Origin of the sequence: Sutcliffiella halmapala (assembly GCF_050107295.1) — a bacterium.
Classification (GTDB): domain Bacteria; phylum Bacillota; class Bacilli; order Bacillales; family Bacillaceae_I; genus Sutcliffiella_A; species Sutcliffiella_A halmapala_A.
This window is the reverse complement of record NZ_JBNIKR010000002.1, coordinates 69,205-88,144: the sequence shown is the minus strand read 5'-3', so window position 1 is coordinate 88,144 and position 18,940 is coordinate 69,205. Positions and strand designations below refer to the sequence as shown.

General features: G+C 43.5%; 23 protein-coding genes. 8 read left to right on the top strand and 15 right to left on the bottom strand.

Features of this window, described 5'->3' with window-relative positions:
• Window positions 1–175: 175 nt before the first annotated feature.
• The 8 genes from ACQCT5_RS04105 to ACQCT5_RS04070 all read right to left on the bottom strand — a co-directional run bounded on the left by ACQCT5_RS04105 (window position 176) and on the right by ACQCT5_RS04070 (window position 7,367).
• Window positions 176–829 carry a permease prefix domain 1-containing protein gene (locus ACQCT5_RS04105; RefSeq protein ID WP_499639291.1) on the bottom strand — a complete coding sequence of 218 codons (654 nt, stop codon included), beginning with the start codon at window positions 827–829 and terminating at the stop codon, window positions 176–178.
• A complete protein-coding gene (locus tag ACQCT5_RS04100; protein ID WP_499639290.1) occupies window positions 813–1,175 on the bottom strand; it encodes a PadR family transcriptional regulator in 363 nt (120 codons plus the stop codon). Before ACQCT5_RS04100 ends, ACQCT5_RS04105 begins: the two co-directional genes overlap by 17 nt.
• Window positions 1,176–1,343: 168 nt before the next feature.
• Window positions 1,344–2,069 carry a YwaF family protein gene (locus ACQCT5_RS04095; RefSeq protein WP_499639288.1) on the bottom strand — a complete coding sequence of 242 codons (726 nt, stop codon included), beginning with the start codon at window positions 2,067–2,069 and terminating at the stop codon, window positions 1,344–1,346.
• Between the two features lie 161 nt (window positions 2,070–2,230).
• On the bottom strand, window positions 2,231–3,187 hold the full coding sequence (locus ACQCT5_RS04090; protein ID WP_499639286.1) for a formylglycine-generating enzyme family protein: 957 nt from the start codon (window positions 3,185–3,187) through the stop codon (window positions 2,231–2,233).
• Between the two features lie 109 nt (window positions 3,188–3,296).
• A complete protein-coding gene (locus tag ACQCT5_RS04085) occupies window positions 3,297–4,700 on the bottom strand; it encodes a sulfatase family protein (RefSeq protein WP_499639284.1) in 1,404 nt (467 codons plus the stop codon).
• A gap of 80 nt (window positions 4,701–4,780) precedes the next feature.
• A complete protein-coding gene (locus tag ACQCT5_RS04080) occupies window positions 4,781–5,449 on the bottom strand; it encodes a CoA transferase subunit B (protein ID WP_499639282.1) in 669 nt (222 codons plus the stop codon).
• Window positions 5,450–5,467: 18 nt separating this feature from the next.
• Complete coding sequence (locus ACQCT5_RS04075; protein ID WP_499639280.1) at window positions 5,468–6,157, bottom strand: CoA transferase subunit A; 690 nt, start codon at window positions 6,155–6,157, stop codon at window positions 5,468–5,470.
• A gap of 25 nt (window positions 6,158–6,182) precedes the next feature.
• The gene (locus tag ACQCT5_RS04070; protein WP_499639278.1) at window positions 6,183–7,367 is read right to left on the bottom strand and encodes an acetyl-CoA C-acetyltransferase; all 1,185 of its coding nucleotides are present in this window, start codon (window positions 7,365–7,367) and stop codon (window positions 6,183–6,185) included.
• Window positions 7,368–7,513: 146 nt separating this feature from the next.
• On the opposite strand from ACQCT5_RS04070, the gene ACQCT5_RS04065 reads away from it, so the two are divergent.
• The 5 genes from ACQCT5_RS04065 (at window position 7,514) to ACQCT5_RS04045 (ending at window position 12,484) form a co-directional block, all read left to right on the top strand.
• Window positions 7,514–8,425 (top strand): hydroxymethylglutaryl-CoA lyase, encoded by a 912-nt coding sequence (locus ACQCT5_RS04065; RefSeq protein ID WP_499639276.1) that lies wholly within the window; start codon window positions 7,514–7,516, stop codon window positions 8,423–8,425.
• Between the two features lie 99 nt (window positions 8,426–8,524).
• Window positions 8,525–8,656: a hypothetical protein gene (locus tag ACQCT5_RS04060; protein WP_263629668.1), complete on the top strand. Its 132-nt coding sequence runs from the start codon at window positions 8,525–8,527 to the stop codon at window positions 8,654–8,656.
• 247 nt (window positions 8,657–8,903) lie between these two features.
• Window positions 8,904–10,772 carry a SpoIIE family protein phosphatase gene (locus tag ACQCT5_RS04055; RefSeq protein ID WP_499639273.1) on the top strand — a complete coding sequence of 623 codons (1,869 nt, stop codon included), beginning with the start codon at window positions 8,904–8,906 and terminating at the stop codon, window positions 10,770–10,772.
• Window positions 10,769–12,034, top strand: coding sequence for an ATP-binding protein (locus tag ACQCT5_RS04050; RefSeq protein WP_499639271.1), 1,266 nt, complete (start codon window positions 10,769–10,771; stop codon window positions 12,032–12,034). Before ACQCT5_RS04055 ends, ACQCT5_RS04050 begins: the two co-directional genes overlap by 4 nt.
• An 87-nt stretch (window positions 12,035–12,121) precedes the next feature.
• Window positions 12,122–12,484, top strand: a complete 363-nt coding sequence (locus tag ACQCT5_RS04045; RefSeq protein ID WP_499639269.1) for a VOC family protein — start codon at window positions 12,122–12,124, stop codon at window positions 12,482–12,484.
• Between the two features lie 33 nt (window positions 12,485–12,517).
• On the opposite strand, the gene ACQCT5_RS04040 is transcribed toward ACQCT5_RS04045, so the two are convergent.
• Window positions 12,518–13,096 carry a hypothetical protein gene (locus ACQCT5_RS04040; RefSeq protein ID WP_499639267.1) on the bottom strand — a complete coding sequence of 193 codons (579 nt, stop codon included), beginning with the start codon at window positions 13,094–13,096 and terminating at the stop codon, window positions 12,518–12,520.
• 43 nt (window positions 13,097–13,139) lie between these two features.
• Window positions 13,140–13,640, bottom strand: a complete 501-nt coding sequence (locus tag ACQCT5_RS04035; RefSeq protein WP_499639265.1) for a GNAT family N-acetyltransferase — start codon at window positions 13,638–13,640, stop codon at window positions 13,140–13,142.
• Window positions 13,641–13,746: 106 nt separating this feature from the next.
• Here ACQCT5_RS04035 and ACQCT5_RS04030 point away from each other — a divergent pair, with 106 nt between their 5' ends.
• The 3 genes from ACQCT5_RS04030 (at window position 13,747) to ACQCT5_RS04020 (ending at window position 15,763) form a co-directional block, all read left to right on the top strand.
• Window positions 13,747–14,202 (top strand): DUF3888 domain-containing protein, encoded by a 456-nt coding sequence (locus ACQCT5_RS04030; RefSeq protein WP_499639263.1) that lies wholly within the window; start codon window positions 13,747–13,749, stop codon window positions 14,200–14,202.
• A gap of 140 nt (window positions 14,203–14,342) precedes the next feature.
• Complete coding sequence (locus tag ACQCT5_RS04025) at window positions 14,343–15,287, top strand: alpha/beta hydrolase (RefSeq protein WP_499639261.1); 945 nt, start codon at window positions 14,343–14,345, stop codon at window positions 15,285–15,287.
• Between the two features lie 56 nt (window positions 15,288–15,343).
• Window positions 15,344–15,763 carry a ferritin-like domain-containing protein gene (locus tag ACQCT5_RS04020; protein ID WP_499639260.1) on the top strand — a complete coding sequence of 140 codons (420 nt, stop codon included), beginning with the start codon at window positions 15,344–15,346 and terminating at the stop codon, window positions 15,761–15,763.
• Between the two features lie 339 nt (window positions 15,764–16,102).
• Here the strand turns inward: ACQCT5_RS04020 and ACQCT5_RS04015 are convergent, their stop codons facing one another.
• The 5 genes from ACQCT5_RS04015 to ACQCT5_RS03995 all read right to left on the bottom strand — a co-directional run bounded on the left by ACQCT5_RS04015 (window position 16,103) and on the right by ACQCT5_RS03995 (window position 18,898).
• A complete protein-coding gene (locus ACQCT5_RS04015) occupies window positions 16,103–16,600 on the bottom strand; it encodes a GNAT family N-acetyltransferase (RefSeq protein WP_499639259.1) in 498 nt (165 codons plus the stop codon).
• Between the two features lie 32 nt (window positions 16,601–16,632).
• A complete protein-coding gene (locus ACQCT5_RS04010; protein WP_499639257.1) occupies window positions 16,633–17,022 on the bottom strand; it encodes a YunG family protein in 390 nt (129 codons plus the stop codon).
• Window positions 16,994–17,617: a GNAT family N-acetyltransferase gene (locus tag ACQCT5_RS04005; protein WP_499639255.1), complete on the bottom strand. Its 624-nt coding sequence runs from the start codon at window positions 17,615–17,617 to the stop codon at window positions 16,994–16,996. Before ACQCT5_RS04005 ends, ACQCT5_RS04010 begins: the two co-directional genes overlap by 29 nt.
• Before the next feature lie 115 nt (window positions 17,618–17,732).
• The gene (locus ACQCT5_RS04000; RefSeq protein ID WP_499639253.1) at window positions 17,733–18,608 is read right to left on the bottom strand and encodes a ribokinase; all 876 of its coding nucleotides are present in this window, start codon (window positions 18,606–18,608) and stop codon (window positions 17,733–17,735) included.
• Complete coding sequence (locus ACQCT5_RS03995) at window positions 18,605–18,898, bottom strand: winged helix-turn-helix transcriptional regulator (RefSeq protein ID WP_499639966.1); 294 nt, start codon at window positions 18,896–18,898, stop codon at window positions 18,605–18,607. The genes ACQCT5_RS04000 and ACQCT5_RS03995 overlap by 4 nt, the downstream gene beginning before the upstream one ends.
• Window positions 18,899–18,940 lie beyond the last annotated feature (42 nt).

Here is an 18,940-nt window from a genome sequence, read left to right as displayed (position 1 = left end):
GCCAACACTTCTCTTTTAAGCCTCTATTGGTAGTAGAGGCTGTTAGTAGAACTGTTTAATTTTCTGATGAAGGCCACCTTGAGCTTGGATGAGCGCTTGGTGGTTTTCTTTTTTTGATGAGATTCTTCAATATCTCGTCCATTACCGTTGAAACTCTCATTTATTGAAAGCATCATTATTTTTTCCGATCAGTGCCACTAAAGAGAAGGCTCAATAGCAATCCAATTCCTAACAAAAAGAAAACCATAAACGAACTGATCGCAATGAACATTTCCCCTGTAGCGAACCCGGAAACACATCCCACAAATAGACTGAAAAGAATCAATCCTACAGCTAAAGTGTAAAGTAGAGCCCGAACCTTATTCATCGCGTATTTTCGGCTCGTTTCTCTTGTTAAAATGCTATACGTAACGACCGCTCCACCTACCACTACGAAAATTAATGGACCTGAAACAGCCTCCACAGATAATTCCATAAAATACAACATTGCAGTAGTCAGAACGCCAAATAAAATGACTAATATCCCCACAATTAATCCGGCTGTTGACACGCGTTCAGTCATGGTTGTGTAGACCGCCTGTTTCGCTTTGTCCTGACCAACCTCACGCATATCGTCCACCAACCCACTAAGGTCACCCATGGAGCTGACTGCTTCCTTAAATGCTTCCTCTTCTGGCATACCTGATTTTTCGTAATCCCCGATCTTCTCTCTGAGATTGGACGCCAATTCTTCCTTCAGATCAAACAACTGCTGACTGTCCCCGACACCGGAAAATAGATGATCGACATATGTGTTGACCTTTTTATCCAAGTTATTCTGTTTCTTCATCCGTTTCTATTCCTCCTTCAATTAACTGATTTAATACTCCCTTTGCAAAATCCCATTCTTTCCTGTTCTGTTCATAGCGTTCCATGCCCGTCTCGGTCATTCGATAATACTTCCGACGTCCACCCTGCGTTTCGTCCCCCCAGTAGGAAGCAATCAACCCTTCCTTCTCGAGCCTCCGAAATGCCGTATAAAGTGTCGCCTCTTTTAGCTCATACAGGTTACCGCTCAATTCAATGATGGTTTTATAAATCTGATAGCCATAACTATCTCCTTGCCGCAAAACATTCAAAATGATCGTATCTGTATGCCCGCGAATCAAATCGGTGGAAATTTTATTTGTTGTCACACCATATCACCTCCCATAATATAATTTACACCACATTACTATGTCTGTCAAAGTACTTTGGTGTAAATATTTTTGTAAATAAATATCAAAGATAGTATGGCTTACATTCACCCTGCACCATATGAACCATCTAGGCATCATAAAAATAGACCAGTGCGACAAATGTCGCTACTGGTCTTCATTGACTTCCACTTTCACGTTTTCTCTTTTCAATAACATCCCCATTGGAATATAGGTGACAAAAAAGACAAAAAGCGCTGCCAATTCAAGATTAATATAGTACCAGATTCCGGATCCGAAGAAGGAAAGGATGGTTTTGGTTTCTGTCGGGTTTGCCAGGTAGAAGAAGTTAGTGTCCAATAGAATATTGATGAAAAAGATTGGTGCAGCGATGACGTTTGCGATAAGGAAGCTGGTAAGGACGGCTTTCCTTGGTACCCGGTACCCCTCGTAATAAATGAAATACAGGACTGCCCAAGCGATGACTGCGTGATGAAGGAAATATTTCAGGAAGCGGTAATGAGGGAAACTATAGTGCATTTCAGGTGTGACCATGCTCAGGATTGGTGGTATGAAGCCGATAAAGAAAAGCAGATGGAACAGTTTGTTATTGGACTTCAGAAATAGAAACATGGCAATGAACGTGCTGAACGAACAAAGCTGGATCGGGAGGTCTTCTACTCCCCACTGATTGGTAGCGACGACCCAAATCTGATGGGAAATCTCACTGATTAGTAAAATACTGAATAAAGTCCACTTGATGGCTTGTTGATAGGGATTCAGACCTTTTCTGAAATATACCAATATAAAACAGATTGCCAGAAAGACTAAAAACGTCGCGATATGCTCGAAAGAAAATAGCTCAAATGTGCGCATTTCCGTAACCGAAAACATGCTAGCACCCCTCACCCATTTGGAATAAAGCGGTTGTTATGGATAGTGTATTCGCATGGTGGAACGATTAAGTCTGTCCGTGCCATCATACAATATAAAAAAGACCGTTTGCGTGTTACCGTGTTACCATGCAAACGGTCTTTAATAGATGGTCGGTGAAACTATTGGACATCCACTACACATCTAAACCCAATATTCCCCGTTGAGCTGTCCGGCGTATTGCCTGTTCTTGCAGCAACGCGATACCGGTTGCAATAGGACTTGTGGCAAAGGTAGGATCCGCCTTTCATCACTTTGGCCGTTCCCTTAGATGGACCTTTCGGCGATAACACCACTTCTTCTGTTGGGTGGTTAGGTGAGAACCAATCTGAACACCACTCCCACACATTGCCTGCTACATTATAGAGACCAAAGCCATTTGGTTTGAATGAATCCACGGGTGCGGTTGATAGGAATCCATCATCCTGTGTATTTTTCATCGGGAAATCCCCTTGCCAAATGTTACATTGATGGATACCATCCACTAACAAATCATTTCCCCAAGGGTATGTTTTGCTTTCAAGTCCGCCCCTCGCTGCGTATTCCCATTCCGCTTCGGTAGGCAGCCTTTTGCCGGCCCAGTTACAATAAGCTACAGCATCATTCCATGATACGTGGATCACCGGATGATCGAGGCGCTTCTTTATAGTAGAATCCGGTCCTTCTGGTTTGTTCCAGTTTGCCCCTTCCACAACAAGCCACCATGGAACACCATGGACGACATTCTTCACTCTTTTTTTTACAGCTTTGGAAGGCAACAGATGAAACACAAACGACCACCCGAATTTTTCCGCTTCCGTTACATATCCCGTCTCATTCACAAACTCTTTGAATTGCCTGTTTGTTACAGAGTAGCGATTTATCGCAAAAGGCTTCAAGCGGACCTTTCGAATCGGACCTTCCCCATCCTTTGGAAAGCCCTCTTTGTCCTCTGTTCCCATAAAAAATTCCCCGCCAGGTAATGTAACCATATCCTCATTATGTCGCACTTGTTTCGTATTCTTCTCAAGTACCTCTATATCAGTTGAAACGTTAGTTACAGTCCCTCTACTTGCTGCGCAACAAGATGATTTTTCCATTTAAGACACTCCCCTTATTTCTTAAAGACTAGTATACCAATAATGAACGAAAAATTTAACATACTAGGGGAATTTGGAAACTCTCTAAAAACCTTTAGAGGAGAATAGACTATTCATAATCACGGACAGAATCTTTAAGGAATCTCAGCTCTTCTTTTAACTTACTAACCGTCTCTGCATATTTCGACTCATGATATACATTGTTCATTTCATATGGATCGTTATTTAGATCGTACAGTTCCCACTCAGGGGTTCTAGGCTCATCTTCTGCAGAGGAGGAACCCAATGCTTCCCCATAATAATGGATAAGTTTATAATCATGCCTCCTTATACCATAATGTGCACCAACTCGATGTTCCAGACTTAGATGCTCCCAATAGCGGTAGTACATGGAAGTCTGCCAGTCTTCCGGAGTATTACCCTCAAGAATCGGCTTTAAGCTTCTCCCTTGCATAAAGTCAGGAATTTCTATGCCTGCGTAATCCAGAAAGGTTTCGGCAAAATCAACATTCAAGGCAAAATCCTTCGTTACCGATCTTGCCTTAATGCCCTTTGGATAGCGGATTACAAAAGGCATTCTAAGGGATTCCTCATACATGAAACGTTTGTCATACCAGCCATGGTCCCCCAGGAAGAAGCCTTGATCAGATGTGTACACGATGATCGTATCTTCGGCAATTCCCTCTTCATCCAAATAATCCAGCAGCCTCCCTACATTATCATCTATAGATGCGACACATCTGAGATAATCTTTGATGTAGCGCTGATAATACCAGCTTTTCAATTCACGTGGCGATAGACCTTCAGGTGGGTCTGCCTTCACATCCCGATACACCAGATCTCGATCAATCCTCATCTTAGCTTCCTTCACCACATCGGCCTTCCCCTCGTAATCGTCATGGAAAGACTCCGGCTCCGGAATATCCACATCCTCATACATGTGAGCGTACTTTTCATCCGGATCCCAAGGACGGTGCGGCGCTTTATGGTGACACATAAGCATAAACGGCTTGTCTTTAGCTCTCGTTTTCATCCAATCAATCGATAGGTCTGTTACAATATCGGTTGCATAGCCCGGAACGGTAATCTCCTCTCCCATATCATACATAACCGGATCATGATAAAGACCTTGACTGCGGAAAATCGTCCATTGATCAAAATCAGCAGGATCGTGATGCCCGCCATGTCCAAGATGCCATTTCCCAAAAAGGGCAGTCTGATAGCCATTCTCCCTTAAGATTCTTTGAACAGTCGGCTGACGGCTATCGAATTTGTCCCCTAGGGTTTTCACTCCATTTTCATGATTATACAATCCGGTTAGGATGCTGGCACGGCTCGGAGCACAGATGGAATTGGTACAAAAGCAATTGTCCAGTCGCATCCCCTCTTTTGCAATTCTATCCAAGTTGGGAGTTTCATTGATTCTGCTTCCATAGCAGCTCATGGCATGTGCTGCATGATCATCACTCATGATGAAAATAATATTGGGCTGTTTATGTTCTCTTTTCACCATCTCACTCCCCTTTACTTCCACTAAAGTTCCATTCAAAAAAAGCGAACAACAGTTAAGTTATTCGCTTCTTCTATTAAAGATTAAAATGCATTCAATCTAACATGTTCATCAACTATCAAAGTCGGTTCCGTACTATTCTGAATGTCCTCCACAGTATATCCCTCTGCAACCTCTACAAGCTTCAATCCTTGATCTGTCACATCTAAAACAGCACGGTCCGTAATGATCCGGTCCACCACACCTTTACCTGTCAAAGGCAGGGTGCATGCTTTCAAGATCTTCGCTTCTCCAGCTTTATTCACATGATCCATAATAACGATAATTCGCTCTGCACCATGAACGAGGTCCATCGCACCGCCCATGCCTTTAATCATCTTTCCTGGAATCATCCAGTTGGCAAGGTCACCGTTTTCGCTTACTTCCATGCCGCCAAGGATCGCGATATTGACGTGACCTCCGCGGATCATTGCAAAGGATTCGGCACTGTCAAAGTAGGACGCACCCGGAATGGCTGTAACGGTTTCTTTTCCAGCGTTGATGAGGTCCGCGTCAACGTTATCCTTTGTTGGATAAGGTCCGATGCCAAGGAGGCCGTTTTCAGATTGCAATACTACCTGCTTGTTTTCGGATATGTAGTTCGCCACAAGGGTGGGCATTCCGATTCCGAGGTTTACGTAGTAGCCGCTCTCGATTTCTTTTTCTGCACGTTTTGCGATTTTCTCACGTGTGTTCACTGTCTCTTTTGCCATGATAGGTTCCCCTCCCCGCTAGTCTCTAGTAGTAACGCGTTCGATTTTCTTTTCCTGCTGGCCGACGATCAGACGTTGGACGTAGATGCTTGGTGTCTGGATATGGTTTGGATCCAGCTCCCCGATTTCTACAAGCTCTTCCACTTCTGCGATCGTTACTTTACCAGCTGCCGCAATCATCGGGTTGAAGTTACGGGCAGTTTTGTTGTAGATGAGATTCCCCATTTTATCGGCTTTATCCGCTCTTACCAAACTGAAATCAGCAGTGAAGGCTTCCTCCAACAAATATTCTTTTCCATTGAATTCGCGCACTTCCTTGCCTTCTGCGATAGGCGTTCCAACTCCCGCTGGCGTGTAGAATGCCGGGATTCCAGCTCCGCCTGCACGGATTTTTTCGGCAAGCGTTCCTTGTGGCGTCAGTTCGACTTCAAGTTCACCGGATAATACCTGACGTTCGAATTCCTTGTTTTCCCCAACGTAGGAACCGATCATTTTCTTGATTTGCTTGTTTTTCAGTAAAAGACCCAGTCCCCAGTCGTCCACTCCACAGTTATTAGAGATGACAGTAAGGTCTTTCACACCTGTTTCAACTAACGCAAGGATCAGGTTTTCCGGGATACCGCAAAGGCCAAATCCTCCGACCATGATTGTAGCACCATCATGGATATCTTTTACCGCTTCCGTAAATGATGTGTAAATTGGTTTCATCGTTGTTGCACCTCTCTCCATTGAATTAGATGTTTTCTATAATAGTTGCTACGCCCTGGCCGCCGCCGATACAAAGGGTAGCAAGTCCTTTTTTCGCGTTACGGCGCTTCATTTCGTGGATGAGTGTAACAAGGATACGGGTTCCACTTGCCCCAATCGGATGACCGAGGGCAATCGCACCACCATTGACATTCAGCTTTTCGGAGTCGAATTGAAGCTCTTTTCCGACTGCGAGTGCTTGTGCTGCGAATGCTTCATTTGCTTCCACTAGGTCCATCTCTTCAAGTGTCTGACCGCCTTTTTCCAAGGCCTTCTTCACTGCAGTTACTGGTCCGATTCCCATGATGCTCGGGTCCACACCACTGCTTGCATTGGCAACGATTTTCACCAAAGGCTTGATGCCTAGTTCATCAGCCTTTTCCTTGCTCATGACCACCACTGCTGCCGCACCGTCATTGATTCCGGAAGCGTTGCCTGCAGTCACTGATCCGTCCTTTTTGAAAGCGGGACGCAATCCGCCGAGCTTTTCGGCAGTTGTTCCCTTTCTAGGATATTCGTCCGTATCTACCGTCAGAATTTCTTTTTTCTTTTTTACTTCTACAGGAACGATCTCGTCCTTGAATTTCCCGTCCTCGATTGCCTGGACCGCTTTCTGTTGGCTGTTTGCCGCAAATTGGTCCTGCTCTTCTCTTGTCAGATCATATTTCGTGCAGAGGTTTTCCGCGGTAACACCCATATGATAATCATTGAATGAGCACCACAGCCCGTCATGAACCATGCTGTCTGTCACCTTTTGGTCGCCCATCCGGTATCCGTCCCGTGCTCCTTGCAGAAGATATGGAGCCTGTGACATATTTTCCATCCCGCCTGCTACAACAATATCGGCATCTCCTGCGATGATCGCTTGTGCAGCCAGATGTACTGCCTTCAAACCTGATCCGCATACTTTATTGATTGTCATAGAAGAAACTTCATTCGGAAGTCCTGCCCCGATAGCTGCCTGTCGTGCCGGATTTTGCCCGAGTCCCGCCTGCAGCACATTCCCCATGATTACTTCATCCACACTATCTGGTGCAAGCCCGGCTTTTGCGAGCGCCTCTTTGATTACTACTGCTCCCAACTGTGGAGCGGAAACATCCTTCAATGCACCACCAAAACTTCCAATCGCTGTTCTGACAGCGCTTACAATGACTACTTCTTTATTTGACATGATTCCATCTCCTCTCGCTAAGAATAATTCTTGATTCCTGTCGAAATTCCTGCTTTTTTTAAAAAATTTCTATTATTCTTGCTTTTATGGTCCTCTTCTAACTAAAATTGAAGTAACGAAATTCCATTAATCAGGGGGAACTCCAAATGAATTTACCGATCAAGGCAACCATCATCGAAGTAGGACCTCGCGATGGTCTGCAGAATTTGAAGACCTTTGTTCCAACCGACGCTAAAATCGAATTTATCAAGCATCTTAAAAAGGCCGGCATCAAGGAAATGGAGCTCACTTCTTTCGTTTCGCCGAAATGGGTCCCGCAAATGTCAGACGCCCCCTCCGTCATCGAGGAGTGCCTGGACGAAGAGACACGAAACTTTGTACTGGTACCAAATCAGAAAGGAATTGACCGCCTGCTCGGCACATCATGCAAAAACGCGGCTGTATTTGTTGGAGTGAGCGACTCTTTCAATAAGAAGAATATTAATAAAACGACTGAGGAAAGCCTCTTGGAGCTGGAACCGATCATCCGTGACCTGAAGGAAAAGGGTTTCTTTGTACGCGCCTGCATCTCCACCTCCTTCTATTGCCCGTATGAAGGAAAAGTGGAAGTGAAGGATGTTGTGGCATTATGTAAAAGGTTTGAAAGCTTCGGGGTCGATGAACTCAGTGTGGCAGATACCATTGGGATGGCCAATCCTATGGAATCCTACGAATTATTTTCAGTATTAAAGAAAGCGCTGCCAGGCATGATGCTCTCTGCGCATTTCCACAACACAAGAGGAATGGCGCTTGCGAACGTCTTCGCTGCACTGCAAGCCGGTGTTGACCGCTTTGACACATCAGCAGGAGGTCTTGGAGGCTGTCCATTCGCACCAGGAGCATCTGGTAACGTTGCAACAGAGGATGTCGTGTACATGCTTGAGCAGATGGGAATTCAAACCGGAATCAACCTTAAGCACATTGTAAAAGCATTGGAAAACCTGCTACCCCACTTGGATAAGCAGTATGAGAGCCAGTATTTTAAGCTGCAGGGTACAGGACCGTTGACTCAGGTTTAAGTACTTTTGGGAACAGGTCCCTCGTCCCACTTCATATGCATAAAAACCCCCTTCCCTATCCACATTAACAAGTGATATCAAGGAAGGGAGATTGTTCTAATGTCCAAGCACAACAAACAAGGTCCTAGTCAGAAAGGTCAGCCAAACGCAGAGAGCGCTAAGCAAGTTGTATCTGCAGAAGAAGTGGAGCGTGCCACTCATCCTACTAAGCGTCAGAACTCGGAACAATAATTCTTCTGGGACAATGGAACTGTCCCCATGGACCACACTGAAGGTCTGAAAAGAGCCCGCAACGTCTTTTGTTGCGGGTTTTTGTGCTTTTGGCGTGTATAAGGGCACCTGTCATGCTTTCTGCATTTTCTATTTAAGGGTTTAGTGTATAATATATTAGAAATAATTTGCAGTAAGGGAGGTCATAGCCATTAATCGGAAATATGTCACTACAGTACTGGCTGCCTTATTTGGCTTTCCTCTTTATTTGTCCATTTTTTTTGATAATAGATTCGGATTTTCAGATTTTAGTGAAGGCAGCTATCTTATCTTCCATACAATTTTAGAGTTTTCCGCTATTTTTATCGCTATATGTATTGCGCTACAGGGATGGCTCTTTTTCAAGGGTCCCTCTTCTGCAAGGATATTCATCTTTTCAAGTGCATTCCTCGCGGTTGGTATTTTTGACTTCATACATATTTTGTCTTTCAGGGATATGCCTGGACACCAAATGGAATTTCCTATTATAAGCTCTTGGTTCTGGCTATCAGCGAGGCTCACTGAAACGGTACTATTCGTTGTTCTTGTCTCTAAAATGGACAAGCAATCTAACACCCCTGACTTCAGGCAAATTCTCATCACACTTACCATTCTTTTCACAGCCGGAGTCTCCATCATCATTTTCACCCTGTCTCCAATTCTGCCTCCCTTATCCCAAAATAGGGAGCTCACATTATGGAGCAATGCAATAATTTCCATCATCACATTTGTTCACATTGCCATTTTCATACAAGCTATTTTTCGCACAAGAAGAGGTCTTCATCATGACACGGAATATATAGCACCAGCTTCCATGCTGCTGATTTTCTCAACCTTGACTTCGTTAAGCCAGTTTGTCATAACGGACTGGAGTAACTTTGTGTCCCATATTTTCAAAGTGGTCGGCTACATCTATTTATTCAGACTGGTTTTCATTCGATACGGAGAAAGGCCGTTCAAGGAGCTTGAGGATATGTCTGCTACCTATAAGCGTCTCCTGAACAGCGTAGTGGAAGGAATTTACGGGATTGATGAAGAAGGGAAAGTGACCTTCATCAACGAACCGGCTTCCAGGATGCTCGGGTATCGGGAGGATGAATTGTTAGGACGTGTAGGCCATCCCATTATCCATCATACGAAGGCTGATGGATCCGACTACCCTATGGAGGAATGCCCGATCTGTCATGCAGCAAAAAGTGAAGAGCATACATATGTACCAAATGAACTTTTTTGGGACAAAAGAGGCGAGAGTTTCCCAGTTGAATATTTTACTAGACCGATCTATGAAAATGGCGAAGCTAAAGGAACCATCGTGACGTTTCTTGATTTGACCGATAAAAAAAAGTTGGAGACTCTCGAAGTTCAGCATCAACATATGAAGCACGAAGTGGCACTTGCTGCCTCAGTCCAGCAATCCCTTTTATCGGCAGGACTGGAATGCCCGGAAGGTGTAGATATTGGCTATCTCAGTATTCCGTTTAAAGAGCTGAATGGTGACTTTTATACGCTTTATCCCAAGGAAAACGAGGTCTCCATCGCCATTGCGGATGTTTGTGGAAAAGGTATTCCTGCAGCCATTCAGATGACTATGATGAAATATGCCATGGAGCAAGGAAACCCTCCAGACCATGCCCTGACGGAAATAAACAGGTTTTCCAATCAATATATGGATGACACGTCATTCATAACCATGCTTGCCGGTACTTATGATATCAAGACTGGCCTGTTTCAGTATTCCTCTGCCGGCCATGAACCCGCTCTTCATTATCACCATAGTGAGAGTCGATTCAGCGATCTTTCTACAACAGGTCCTATATTGGGAATTATGCCGGAAATGGAGTACCAGACTAAAAGCACGCTACTTGAACCGGGGGATTTCATCATTTTTTATACAGATGGGATGATTGAAAGAAAAGAAAACCTTGACGATAACAACAAAATAATAAAAGAAAGTCTCCTGGAATTGAATTTATCAAAGAGCGCACAAGAACTAACACAGGAGCTATTTGACCTTATTAATGAAAGACAGCCGTACCCCATCCAGGATGACCAAACATTAATCCTTTTAAAAGTGGAAAACAGGGAGATAAAAGCATGATGGAATTAAATATGAATATAAGGGATGTACTTCTCAATTTTTTTCTGATTTTTACTCCTATATTTTTTTATCAGTACATTGTCACCAATTACACTGCCACAAAAAGCAGATTATTCCTAGGAGTAATCTGTGGGGTTGCCGCTGTTCTTTGCATGCACTACCCCATCCTATCAGGAGATGGATTCCTTTGGGACCTAAGGTGGATCGCACTGATGATAGCAGTCCTATATGGAGGTTCTCTTGCAGGGGGTATTACTGCCACTCTGATTGTAGTCTATCGGTTCAGTCTTGGTGGCCTGCTCGGCTCAGTGAATGTATTGCTTGTAGCAGTTGTGTTGTTTGTGATTTTTATCCTGCTAAGAACAAAATATATGCAGAGGTCTCATAGGTCCAAGCTACTTTTTGGAGTAATGCTTGCCTTATTCACATGGATGATTGCTATATCAGCCATTACCGCTCATTTTATGATTTCCGGCAATATTGATTACATTATCCAAAAGAGCCTACCCATCTTCCTTGTTATGGGTACGTGCCATATGACTTCCAGCTTTATTTATATCTATTTTTCTGAAGAAATCAAAAACTATACGAGGATGAAAGAGAATAGCTTTCAAGCAGAAAAGCTTAATCTGATAACCGAGCTTTCTGAACTGCTTTCATTAGAATTGAAACGGTCACTTGACACCACAAGTGAACTGTTGGAGAATGCCCAAAATGGCAGTGACTATCATAGAAGGGCAAGCATTCCAAAGGCACTTAAAGAAATAAAGAAAGCAAAAAAAGCGATTACTGGCTATGTGAATTATTCCGGCCAGTTTTCAGACATCAATCCAAAGGCGCCGCTTTATCAATTGGCACAGGAAATCAAAGATCTATTGACCCCATATTCCAATCAGAAGAAAATTACCATCGAGCAGTTGATCCCTAAATCCTTCCACATCGAAGTGGATGCCATTCGCATGAAACAACTGCTACTGAATCTTTTGAAAAATGCAGCAGATGCTACAACAAAAAACGGCACCATCAAAATAGAGGCAGTCAAACGCGCAGGTCAAATATATGTCATTATCTCCGATACAGGTATAGGCATGTCTAAAACCCAACTGTCCAATCTTATCGACTTTGGCGCCTCCACCGACAACACAGGCGTAGGCCGCGGCCTGATGGTCACTTTTCACCTCATCCAGGAAATGGGCGGAACCCTATCCTTCAACAGCACAGTCGGTAAAGGCACCACCGTAACAATCAAACTTGGAGCATAGTGACGGGTCCCTATGCTCCAAGTAATACCCGGTAATGGATATTTATGCTAAAATATTGGTGATCTAGTAAATCTCAGGGGGATGTTTATGATTATCGGTATCCATCACGCGCAAATCACCATACCACAGGGTGCGGAAGAAGAAGGCAAGAATTTTTACTGCAAGGTATTGGGATTAAAAGAAATTGAAAAACCAGATCCATTAAAAGGTCGGGGCGGTTTTTGGCTGCAAGTGGGAGATCGGGAGGTCCATGTAGGAACGGAAGATGGCTTTGATCGTCTCACGACAAAGTGCCATATCGCCTATCTAGTAGAGGACGTGTCTCCATGGAGATCAAAGCTTACGGAGAATGGCATCAAAATACTGGAATCTGTCGCCATTCCATATTACGACCGCTTTGAATTCAGAGATCCATTCGGGAACAGGGTCGAAATCATTGCTGCTGTTTAACAGATAAAGATCAGAAGCCAGTGCTTCTGATCTTTATCCTTCCACTCCCTCATACCATTCCATCCTGTCACTCTCTACCAATTCCTCTATCGTTTTCAGATGGTCTGTATCGTTTACAATTTCATATCCACTAAAGTGGGTTTTATCTATAGAATACATCAGCTTATCTGTTACCCAAAGATTGTTTTTTTCATTCACAACAAGCATTTCGACTATATATTTGCTGTTCAGCTCAAATGTCGAGTAGTTCGTCTCCTTCAATTCCATCCCATTCAAATCGTTGAGCAATTTGTCAACCAGCTCTTCATCCTCGATTGTCAGTTGTCCTATGGTTTTCCAGTAATCCTGTTCAGAGCCACCCTCTATATCCTTCACCTTTATTGTAATGCTTCTTATTTCAGAGTCATCCTTTATTGTCCCAGAAGTCATTTCATGGAAGTTTGTATACTTCATTTCGTTCTGAAGATACCCCACACCTAGTGCCACTGCGATCAACGCGATTCCGACCACTACCTTTTTGCGGAACGACAGCCAATACAAGGCACCACCTAAAAGGATAGCCAAAACAAAGTAATCTGAATAATACACAAACCAGCCCAACAACTGTTCCATTCGATATTCCCCCTTTTTGCCACTGTACTCTCTCACACTAGAATTAATCCGCTATCCATTCGTAATGGACAAACTCCAGTGTCTCTATTTTCTCGCTTGATTCAACCCTTACAAACCCATTGTTCTCAAGCACCCGCTGCGACCCAATATTTGAAGGGGTCGTCTTTGCATAAAGCCTTGTAATCCCCTTTTCACGAAGTTCAGACATCAAAAGCTGGACCGCATTTTTTGCCACACCTTTGCCACTAGCAGCCTCTCCCACTCGATAACCGACGTGGGCACTTTTTTCTTCGTTATCAATATCAACTGCATTGACGCGGGCAATAATTACGCCGTCAAAATTTTTCACAAGGTAAAAATAAGATGTTCCAACAATTTGCTCTTCAATTAATGTACGTTGTATTTTGGTAAAAGTTTCAAAATAGTAGTAGGATTCTCCTCTTCCCGGTACGCTTTTTTCGAAATAGTCCCTGTTTTCTTTTTCAAATTGCAATAGTGCTTGAAAATGTTTCGCTTCCAACATTTCCAAATAGATTTCCATCATTCCCATCCCTTTCATTTTGGGGAAATCCCACAAGATGCTTTTTGTATGTACATGAAAAATTTGATATTGGTTAACTTACTCCTAACAATGGCAAAGGAGTGAGTATATGAAACATCATCTTTTCATCTTGATATTTGCAGCACACATCATCTTTCATACTGCTTCCGTAAGCGCCATGCCAACCATGCCTCCGCCTCCTGAACAGTCCCGTGAAGAGCTTTATCATGATATGTATTTGACACTATTATCTAAAGATATTGACTCTGCTGTAAGTGATTATTATGCGGATTATCTGACCATCTCCCCGATGGTATACGGGTATATGATTGATGTAACACGTGCAGAACGTGTTGGAGGATACCGCTCTTTCGGATTTTCCGTTACGCTCGAAGCCACTCCTGTCGTGGGCCCTCATCTATCTGTGGGAAAGGATCGCATGGTTTTTCAAATTGATCGCTCAGGTGCAAAACTATTAAATTATGAACACCTTGAAAGCCATGAACTCCCACGAAATTGGAAACACATTGTAAAACCGAGGGGGATCTCCCTTATTTTCCAATAATTACATTATACATAAAAACTAGCTGGCACTCGGAGAAAATAATACTTTCAACTCTAAAAAATTTCAATCCTTCCTATTTCCCTCCCTGCTCTTCCAAATGGTAAACTAAGGTATATATATCCATTTTGGAGGTTTGCTCAGTGAATCAACTTAAACGGTTGCTTATCGTCCTAGGCATCATTCTTTCCTATGTGCTTTTTGTCGGGATCTATTTTACAAACAAAGTAATGTATATACGCAAAAAGACAAATGAAGAAATCCTCGAGCGCGAAATGAGGCTTGGGCATTATAAGGAAGAGGTCCTCTCCACACTCCCAAAAAAAGAACTCACCATCCCTTCCCCTCTCGGCTATAACATTTATGGGGAATTATACGATGTACCACATTCCAACAGGTTTATGATCTTCAGCCATGGGGTGACACAGAATACCCTTAATTCCATCAAATACATGAATATCTTCTTGGAAAGAGGCTGGAATGTTGTCCTGTATGATCATCGGCGTCACGGTAAATCCGGTGGTAAGACGACCAGCTTTGGATTTTATGAAAAGCATGATTTAAAAGCGGTGGTGGACTGGGTAAGGGAACAGGCAACTGACGACGCTGTAATAGGTGTCCACGGTGAATCGATGGGTGCTGCGACATTGCTGATGTATGCAGGAGGCTTGGAGGACGGTGCTGATTTCTATATCGCCGATTGTCCTTTTTCCGATCTTGAGGAACAGCTTACCTACCGTTTGAAGGCTGATTTCCGGATACCAAAGCAGCTTGTCATGCCAATTGCCAATACGTTCTTGCGGTTAAGGGATAAGTATTCCATCAAGGATGTTTCTCCAATAAATGTCATTGAAAATATCGACAATCCGGTATTGTTCATTCATAGCGAGCCCGATGATTTCATTCCGATCATGATGACGCAGCAGCTTTTCGAAAAAAAGAAGGACAAAAAGAAGCTGTATGTAGCTAAAAATGGCAGCCATGCGATGAGTTATTCCGAAAACCGCGAAGAGTACGAAAAGGCGATTGATGAGTTTTTGGAAGAGATCGGCTACGGAAATCAACAGAACTTTCAACCTGAAGAATAATTTCCCTCTTATAAAAGAACGCTATAAGTAGCGATGACTTTTAAGGAGAGATTTTAATGGACGAACAGATCAAGGAATTAAACGCATTCTTAGAAGGCGAATTCATGGGCATCCATGCCTACGAACATTATATCCAGAACACACAGGATGATGCTGTGAAAAAGGACCTCCAAACGATTCAGCAGAACCACAAAATGCACGCCATCTTTGTGGCAGAGCGCATCCAGAATCTTGGTGGGACTGCAGTCGATGATGTTGGATTGGTCGGGGCATTCCAGGAGCGCGTTGCGCAGGTTAAAGGATATCCTAAGGACAAGGAAGCAATCATCAAAGGCGCCATCAAAGGCGAGGAATTCGGTTCCGATATGATGGCCGAATTTGTGAAAGGTGATCTGGACCAGGAAAGCCGGAGCATTGTGCAGTCGATATTGGCGGAGCATAAAAAGCATATCGAGATACTGAACAAGCATTTATAACAGTGGGCTTATACTGAAAGCAGGACGGATTTTTTCCGTCCTGCTTTTTTAGATGTTTTGATAGCTGGGAGCCGTGGGGTGTGTTGGGTTGCACTGGGTTGCGTTAGGTGTCGGATTTTGTCTCATCTTGCGGTTTGTACATATATTTGAATTTTTCATCGCAAACACAGAGTTTTTCACCGCAAATCAAAATTTTTCATCATAAAACCACTTTTTATCACCGCAAATCCCATTTTTTCATCGAAAGCGGCTTACCGGGCTATTAATGACCCATTTCCAGCTTGGTTTTGCACCGTTGCAACATTGTATATACAAAAATTACGCGCTCTGCTTTCATTTTTAGAAAAACAACACCATCAAATCCTCATCAAGGTAACTTCCATTCACGATCATCGCTCTTTTGTCCTTGCCATAAGCCTCAAAACCGAGTGATTGATACAACCTTTTAGCTGGTTCATTCTCCGAAGAGACTGTCAGATACACCTGTTGGATATCCTCTAAACTTTTTGCCTGTTCAAGGGCTACTTTCATCAATTTCCTTGCTACCCCTGCTCCACGCTTTTCTCCCGTGACATAGACAGCATAAATATTGGCTCTATGCTTCATTTTTAATTTTTCTTCCAATACGAGACTGGCAACACCAATAAGTTTTCCTTCATCAAATGCTCCATATGTAAAGGAGGATTCCCCCTCCAGTCTGTTTCCATATACTTCAGGGCTTCTGACGCTTTCTTCCTCATAGCTTGAAGAAAAAGCTTCAGGATTCTGCTGCAGGGCTTCCAGTCTTAAAGCAAAATAACTCTCTGCATCTGATCTATTAAGCTTCCTAATATCCATGCTGCTACCTCCTATTAAGTACATACAATTTATTAAAAATCATATACTTTATATTTCCCATTATCAGTCGAGTATGCAATTACCTCCATTTCCTCCCACACTCGCCGCAACAAGTAGGAAAATTGCTCCTCATTCGTATCCTCCAACGCTTCTGCTCTTGAAGAGACAATGTCGTCGTAAACGATTGGATGGCAGAATTGTGAATATGTAAAATCAAAGCGTCTCCCGTCAATAAAATTGTAGAAGTGCCAGCCTTCCTCCAATTTTGTTTTTAGGATTTCCCCGCCATAAAGTTCGTTCACTACCAAAGCACTCACTCCGCACTGACCTTTTGCCGGATTGCCCTCGGTCCACTTTGTGCTTGAATCGATCGACCAGCTTGCGAATAATGCATCAGATAGTTTCTTCATTTCTCTGTTCATATGCAGCATTCCTCTCCAGGAATCTCTGCTTCACAAAGCCGTTCCAATCATCATCTGTAATCGAATAGAGAACGGCATTCCGGATATAGCCATTGGCAAGGATCCTTTCTTTCCGAAGAATCCCTTCTTTCATAGCCCCGAGCCTTTCGATGGCTTTTTGACTCCTGACATTACGCTCGTCTGTTTTTAACTGGACACGCATCAGCTTTAATGTTTCAAAGCAATATTTCAACAGCAGATATTTGCAATCGGAGTTCACAAAGGTCCTTCGGTAGTCCACCCCATACCAGGTCGACCCGATTTCGCATGACTTGTGCACCTCATTCAGCTCATATATCCGTGTCGTTCCGATGATTTGACCTGTCTCCTTCAGGATGACAACGAATGGGACAGCGAGCTTTTCTTGATAGAGCTTTACGGCAGCAGCCACCCACTCATCCATTTGCTCCTGCTTGCTTACTTCCAACAGCATGTATGCCCAGGTTTCAGGGACATTGATTTTATACAACTCATTGGAATGCTCCTGTGACATCCGTATGAGTCTGATTCTTTCATTCTCCAACGTCAGCTCGCTTGAAAACAACATTTCTTTCATTACTGTCAGCTCCTATACTACGATTGTATAGAATATTCTACCAACTAATCTTGCATTTGTATTGCTTTTTATCTAAGGTGAAAAAATAAAAAACAGCCCCTTGGACTGCTTTTCCTCAACTCATAACCTCATCAATTGTAGGTATCGACTTCGCCGTACCTTTTCGCGAAACCGCTATGGAAGCGGCCTTTGAAGCAATACTGAGAGCTTCTGCAACTTTTCCGTTTTGAAAAACGTTAGCCAGAAAATATCCCAAAAATGTATCGCCTGCAGCTGTAGTGTCCACCACCATGGCCGGAAAAATACCCTGCCGAAATTCTTGACTGATATCACGGTATACAGAGCCGGCTGCACCCAGTGTGAGTACCACCTTCAATTTTGGATAATCATTGATAAGTTGATCGAGGATATCCTTTGGCTCGCCATGTCCAGTGATTTCGCGACCTTCCACTTCATTTAAAATTAAATAATGAAGTTTCGATAAGTCCATCTTTTTTACCCTTTCATCCATCGGGGACGGATTTAATACTACTGCCATCCCTTTTCGGTAGGCTGACTCTATCAGATAGTCCAGATTGTTTATCTCATTCTGAAGTACTAGAACATCCCCTTCCGCAAAATCAGAAAGAGCCTTATCTATTTCAGATTCTGTTATCTCCCTATTCGCGCCGCCGAATAACAGGATGCAGTTCTCCCCATTTTCGTTTACCTGGATGATGGCATGGCCTGTAATCATTCCTCCATCTGATATACCCTTGACGTTGATTCCTGCTCGTGATAATTCCTCTTTAAGGGAGTGACCGTCCTGACCTACCTTTCCGGCATGATGGACATCCGCGCCGGCCCTTGCCAGTGCGATGGATTGATTCAGCCCTTTTCCTCCAGAATATTCGGCATACCCTAAGGAAGCGAGTGTTTCTCCTTCGGTGACAAAATGAGGGACGGTGTAGACTTTATCCTTGTTCAGGGAACCATAGTTTAAGAACTTCATTCCAATCCCCTTTGTCCTTGAAGTTTTTGCATCCTCTTGCCCCAGCTAGCGAGGGCTCTCAGATGACCAACAAGCTCCTCCCCTTCCTCAGTAAGCGAGTATTCCACTCTCGGAGGCATTTCTAAATACTGTTTGCGCACGATCAGGCCATTGCTTTCCAATTCCTTTAACGATTGTGAGAGCATCATGTTGGTGATTCCTTCTACAGTCCGCTTCAGTTCATTGTAACGGATTGTATCTTTCTGCCTAATGGCCCAGAGAATGGGCAATCGCCACTTACCTCCTATCATATTCATGGCATAGGTAAGAGGACAATTCTCCAATCGGGTACT

What these genes read in the sequence shown, in the direction of transcription:
- ACQCT5_RS04020 (WP_499639260.1), top strand. Translation starts at nt 15,344, where the DNA reads ATGGACGAACAGATCAAGGAATTAAACGCATTCTTAGAAGGCGAATTC.
- ACQCT5_RS04035 (WP_499639265.1), bottom strand. Translation starts at nt 13,640, where the DNA reads ATGATGGAAATCTATTTGGAAATGTTGGAAGCGAAACATTTTCAAGCA.
- ACQCT5_RS04085 (WP_499639284.1), bottom strand. Translation starts at nt 4,700, where the DNA reads ATGGTGAAAAGAGAACATAAACAGCCCAATATTATTTTCATCATGAGT.
- ACQCT5_RS04000 (WP_499639253.1), bottom strand. Translation starts at nt 18,608, where the DNA reads ATGAAGTTCTTAAACTATGGTTCCCTGAACAAGGATAAAGTCTACACC.
- ACQCT5_RS04090 (WP_499639286.1), bottom strand. Translation starts at nt 3,187, where the DNA reads ATGGAAAAATCATCTTGTTGCGCAGCAAGTAGAGGGACTGTAACTAAC.
- ACQCT5_RS04105 (WP_499639291.1), bottom strand. Translation starts at nt 829, where the DNA reads ATGAAGAAACAGAATAACTTGGATAAAAAGGTCAACACATATGTCGAT.
- ACQCT5_RS04015 (WP_499639259.1), bottom strand. Translation starts at nt 16,600, where the DNA reads ATGGATATTAGGAAGCTTAATAGATCAGATGCAGAGAGTTATTTTGCT.
- ACQCT5_RS04045 (WP_499639269.1), top strand. Translation starts at nt 12,122, where the DNA reads ATGATTATCGGTATCCATCACGCGCAAATCACCATACCACAGGGTGCG.
- ACQCT5_RS04060 (WP_263629668.1), top strand. Translation starts at nt 8,525, where the DNA reads ATGTCCAAGCACAACAAACAAGGTCCTAGTCAGAAAGGTCAGCCAAAC.
- ACQCT5_RS04095 (WP_499639288.1), bottom strand. Translation starts at nt 2,069, where the DNA reads ATGTTTTCGGTTACGGAAATGCGCACATTTGAGCTATTTTCTTTCGAG.
- ACQCT5_RS04075 (WP_499639280.1), bottom strand. Translation starts at nt 6,157, where the DNA reads ATGAAACCAATTTACACATCATTTACGGAAGCGGTAAAAGATATCCAT.
- ACQCT5_RS04070 (WP_499639278.1), bottom strand. Translation starts at nt 7,367, where the DNA reads ATGTCAAATAAAGAAGTAGTCATTGTAAGCGCTGTCAGAACAGCGATT.
- ACQCT5_RS04040 (WP_499639267.1), bottom strand. Translation starts at nt 13,096, where the DNA reads ATGGAACAGTTGTTGGGCTGGTTTGTGTATTATTCAGATTACTTTGTT.
- ACQCT5_RS04005 (WP_499639255.1), bottom strand. Translation starts at nt 17,617, where the DNA reads ATGAAAGAAATGTTGTTTTCAAGCGAGCTGACGTTGGAGAATGAAAGA.
- ACQCT5_RS04065 (WP_499639276.1), top strand. Translation starts at nt 7,514, where the DNA reads ATGAATTTACCGATCAAGGCAACCATCATCGAAGTAGGACCTCGCGAT.
- ACQCT5_RS04030 (WP_499639263.1), top strand. Translation starts at nt 13,747, where the DNA reads ATGAAACATCATCTTTTCATCTTGATATTTGCAGCACACATCATCTTT.
- ACQCT5_RS03995 (WP_499639966.1), bottom strand. Translation starts at nt 18,898, where the DNA reads ATGATAGGAGGTAAGTGGCGATTGCCCATTCTCTGGGCCATTAGGCAG.
- ACQCT5_RS04010 (WP_499639257.1), bottom strand. Translation starts at nt 17,022, where the DNA reads ATGAACAGAGAAATGAAGAAACTATCTGATGCATTATTCGCAAGCTGG.
- ACQCT5_RS04050 (WP_499639271.1), top strand. Translation starts at nt 10,769, where the DNA reads ATGATGGAATTAAATATGAATATAAGGGATGTACTTCTCAATTTTTTT.
- ACQCT5_RS04080 (WP_499639282.1), bottom strand. Translation starts at nt 5,449, where the DNA reads ATGGCAAAAGAGACAGTGAACACACGTGAGAAAATCGCAAAACGTGCA.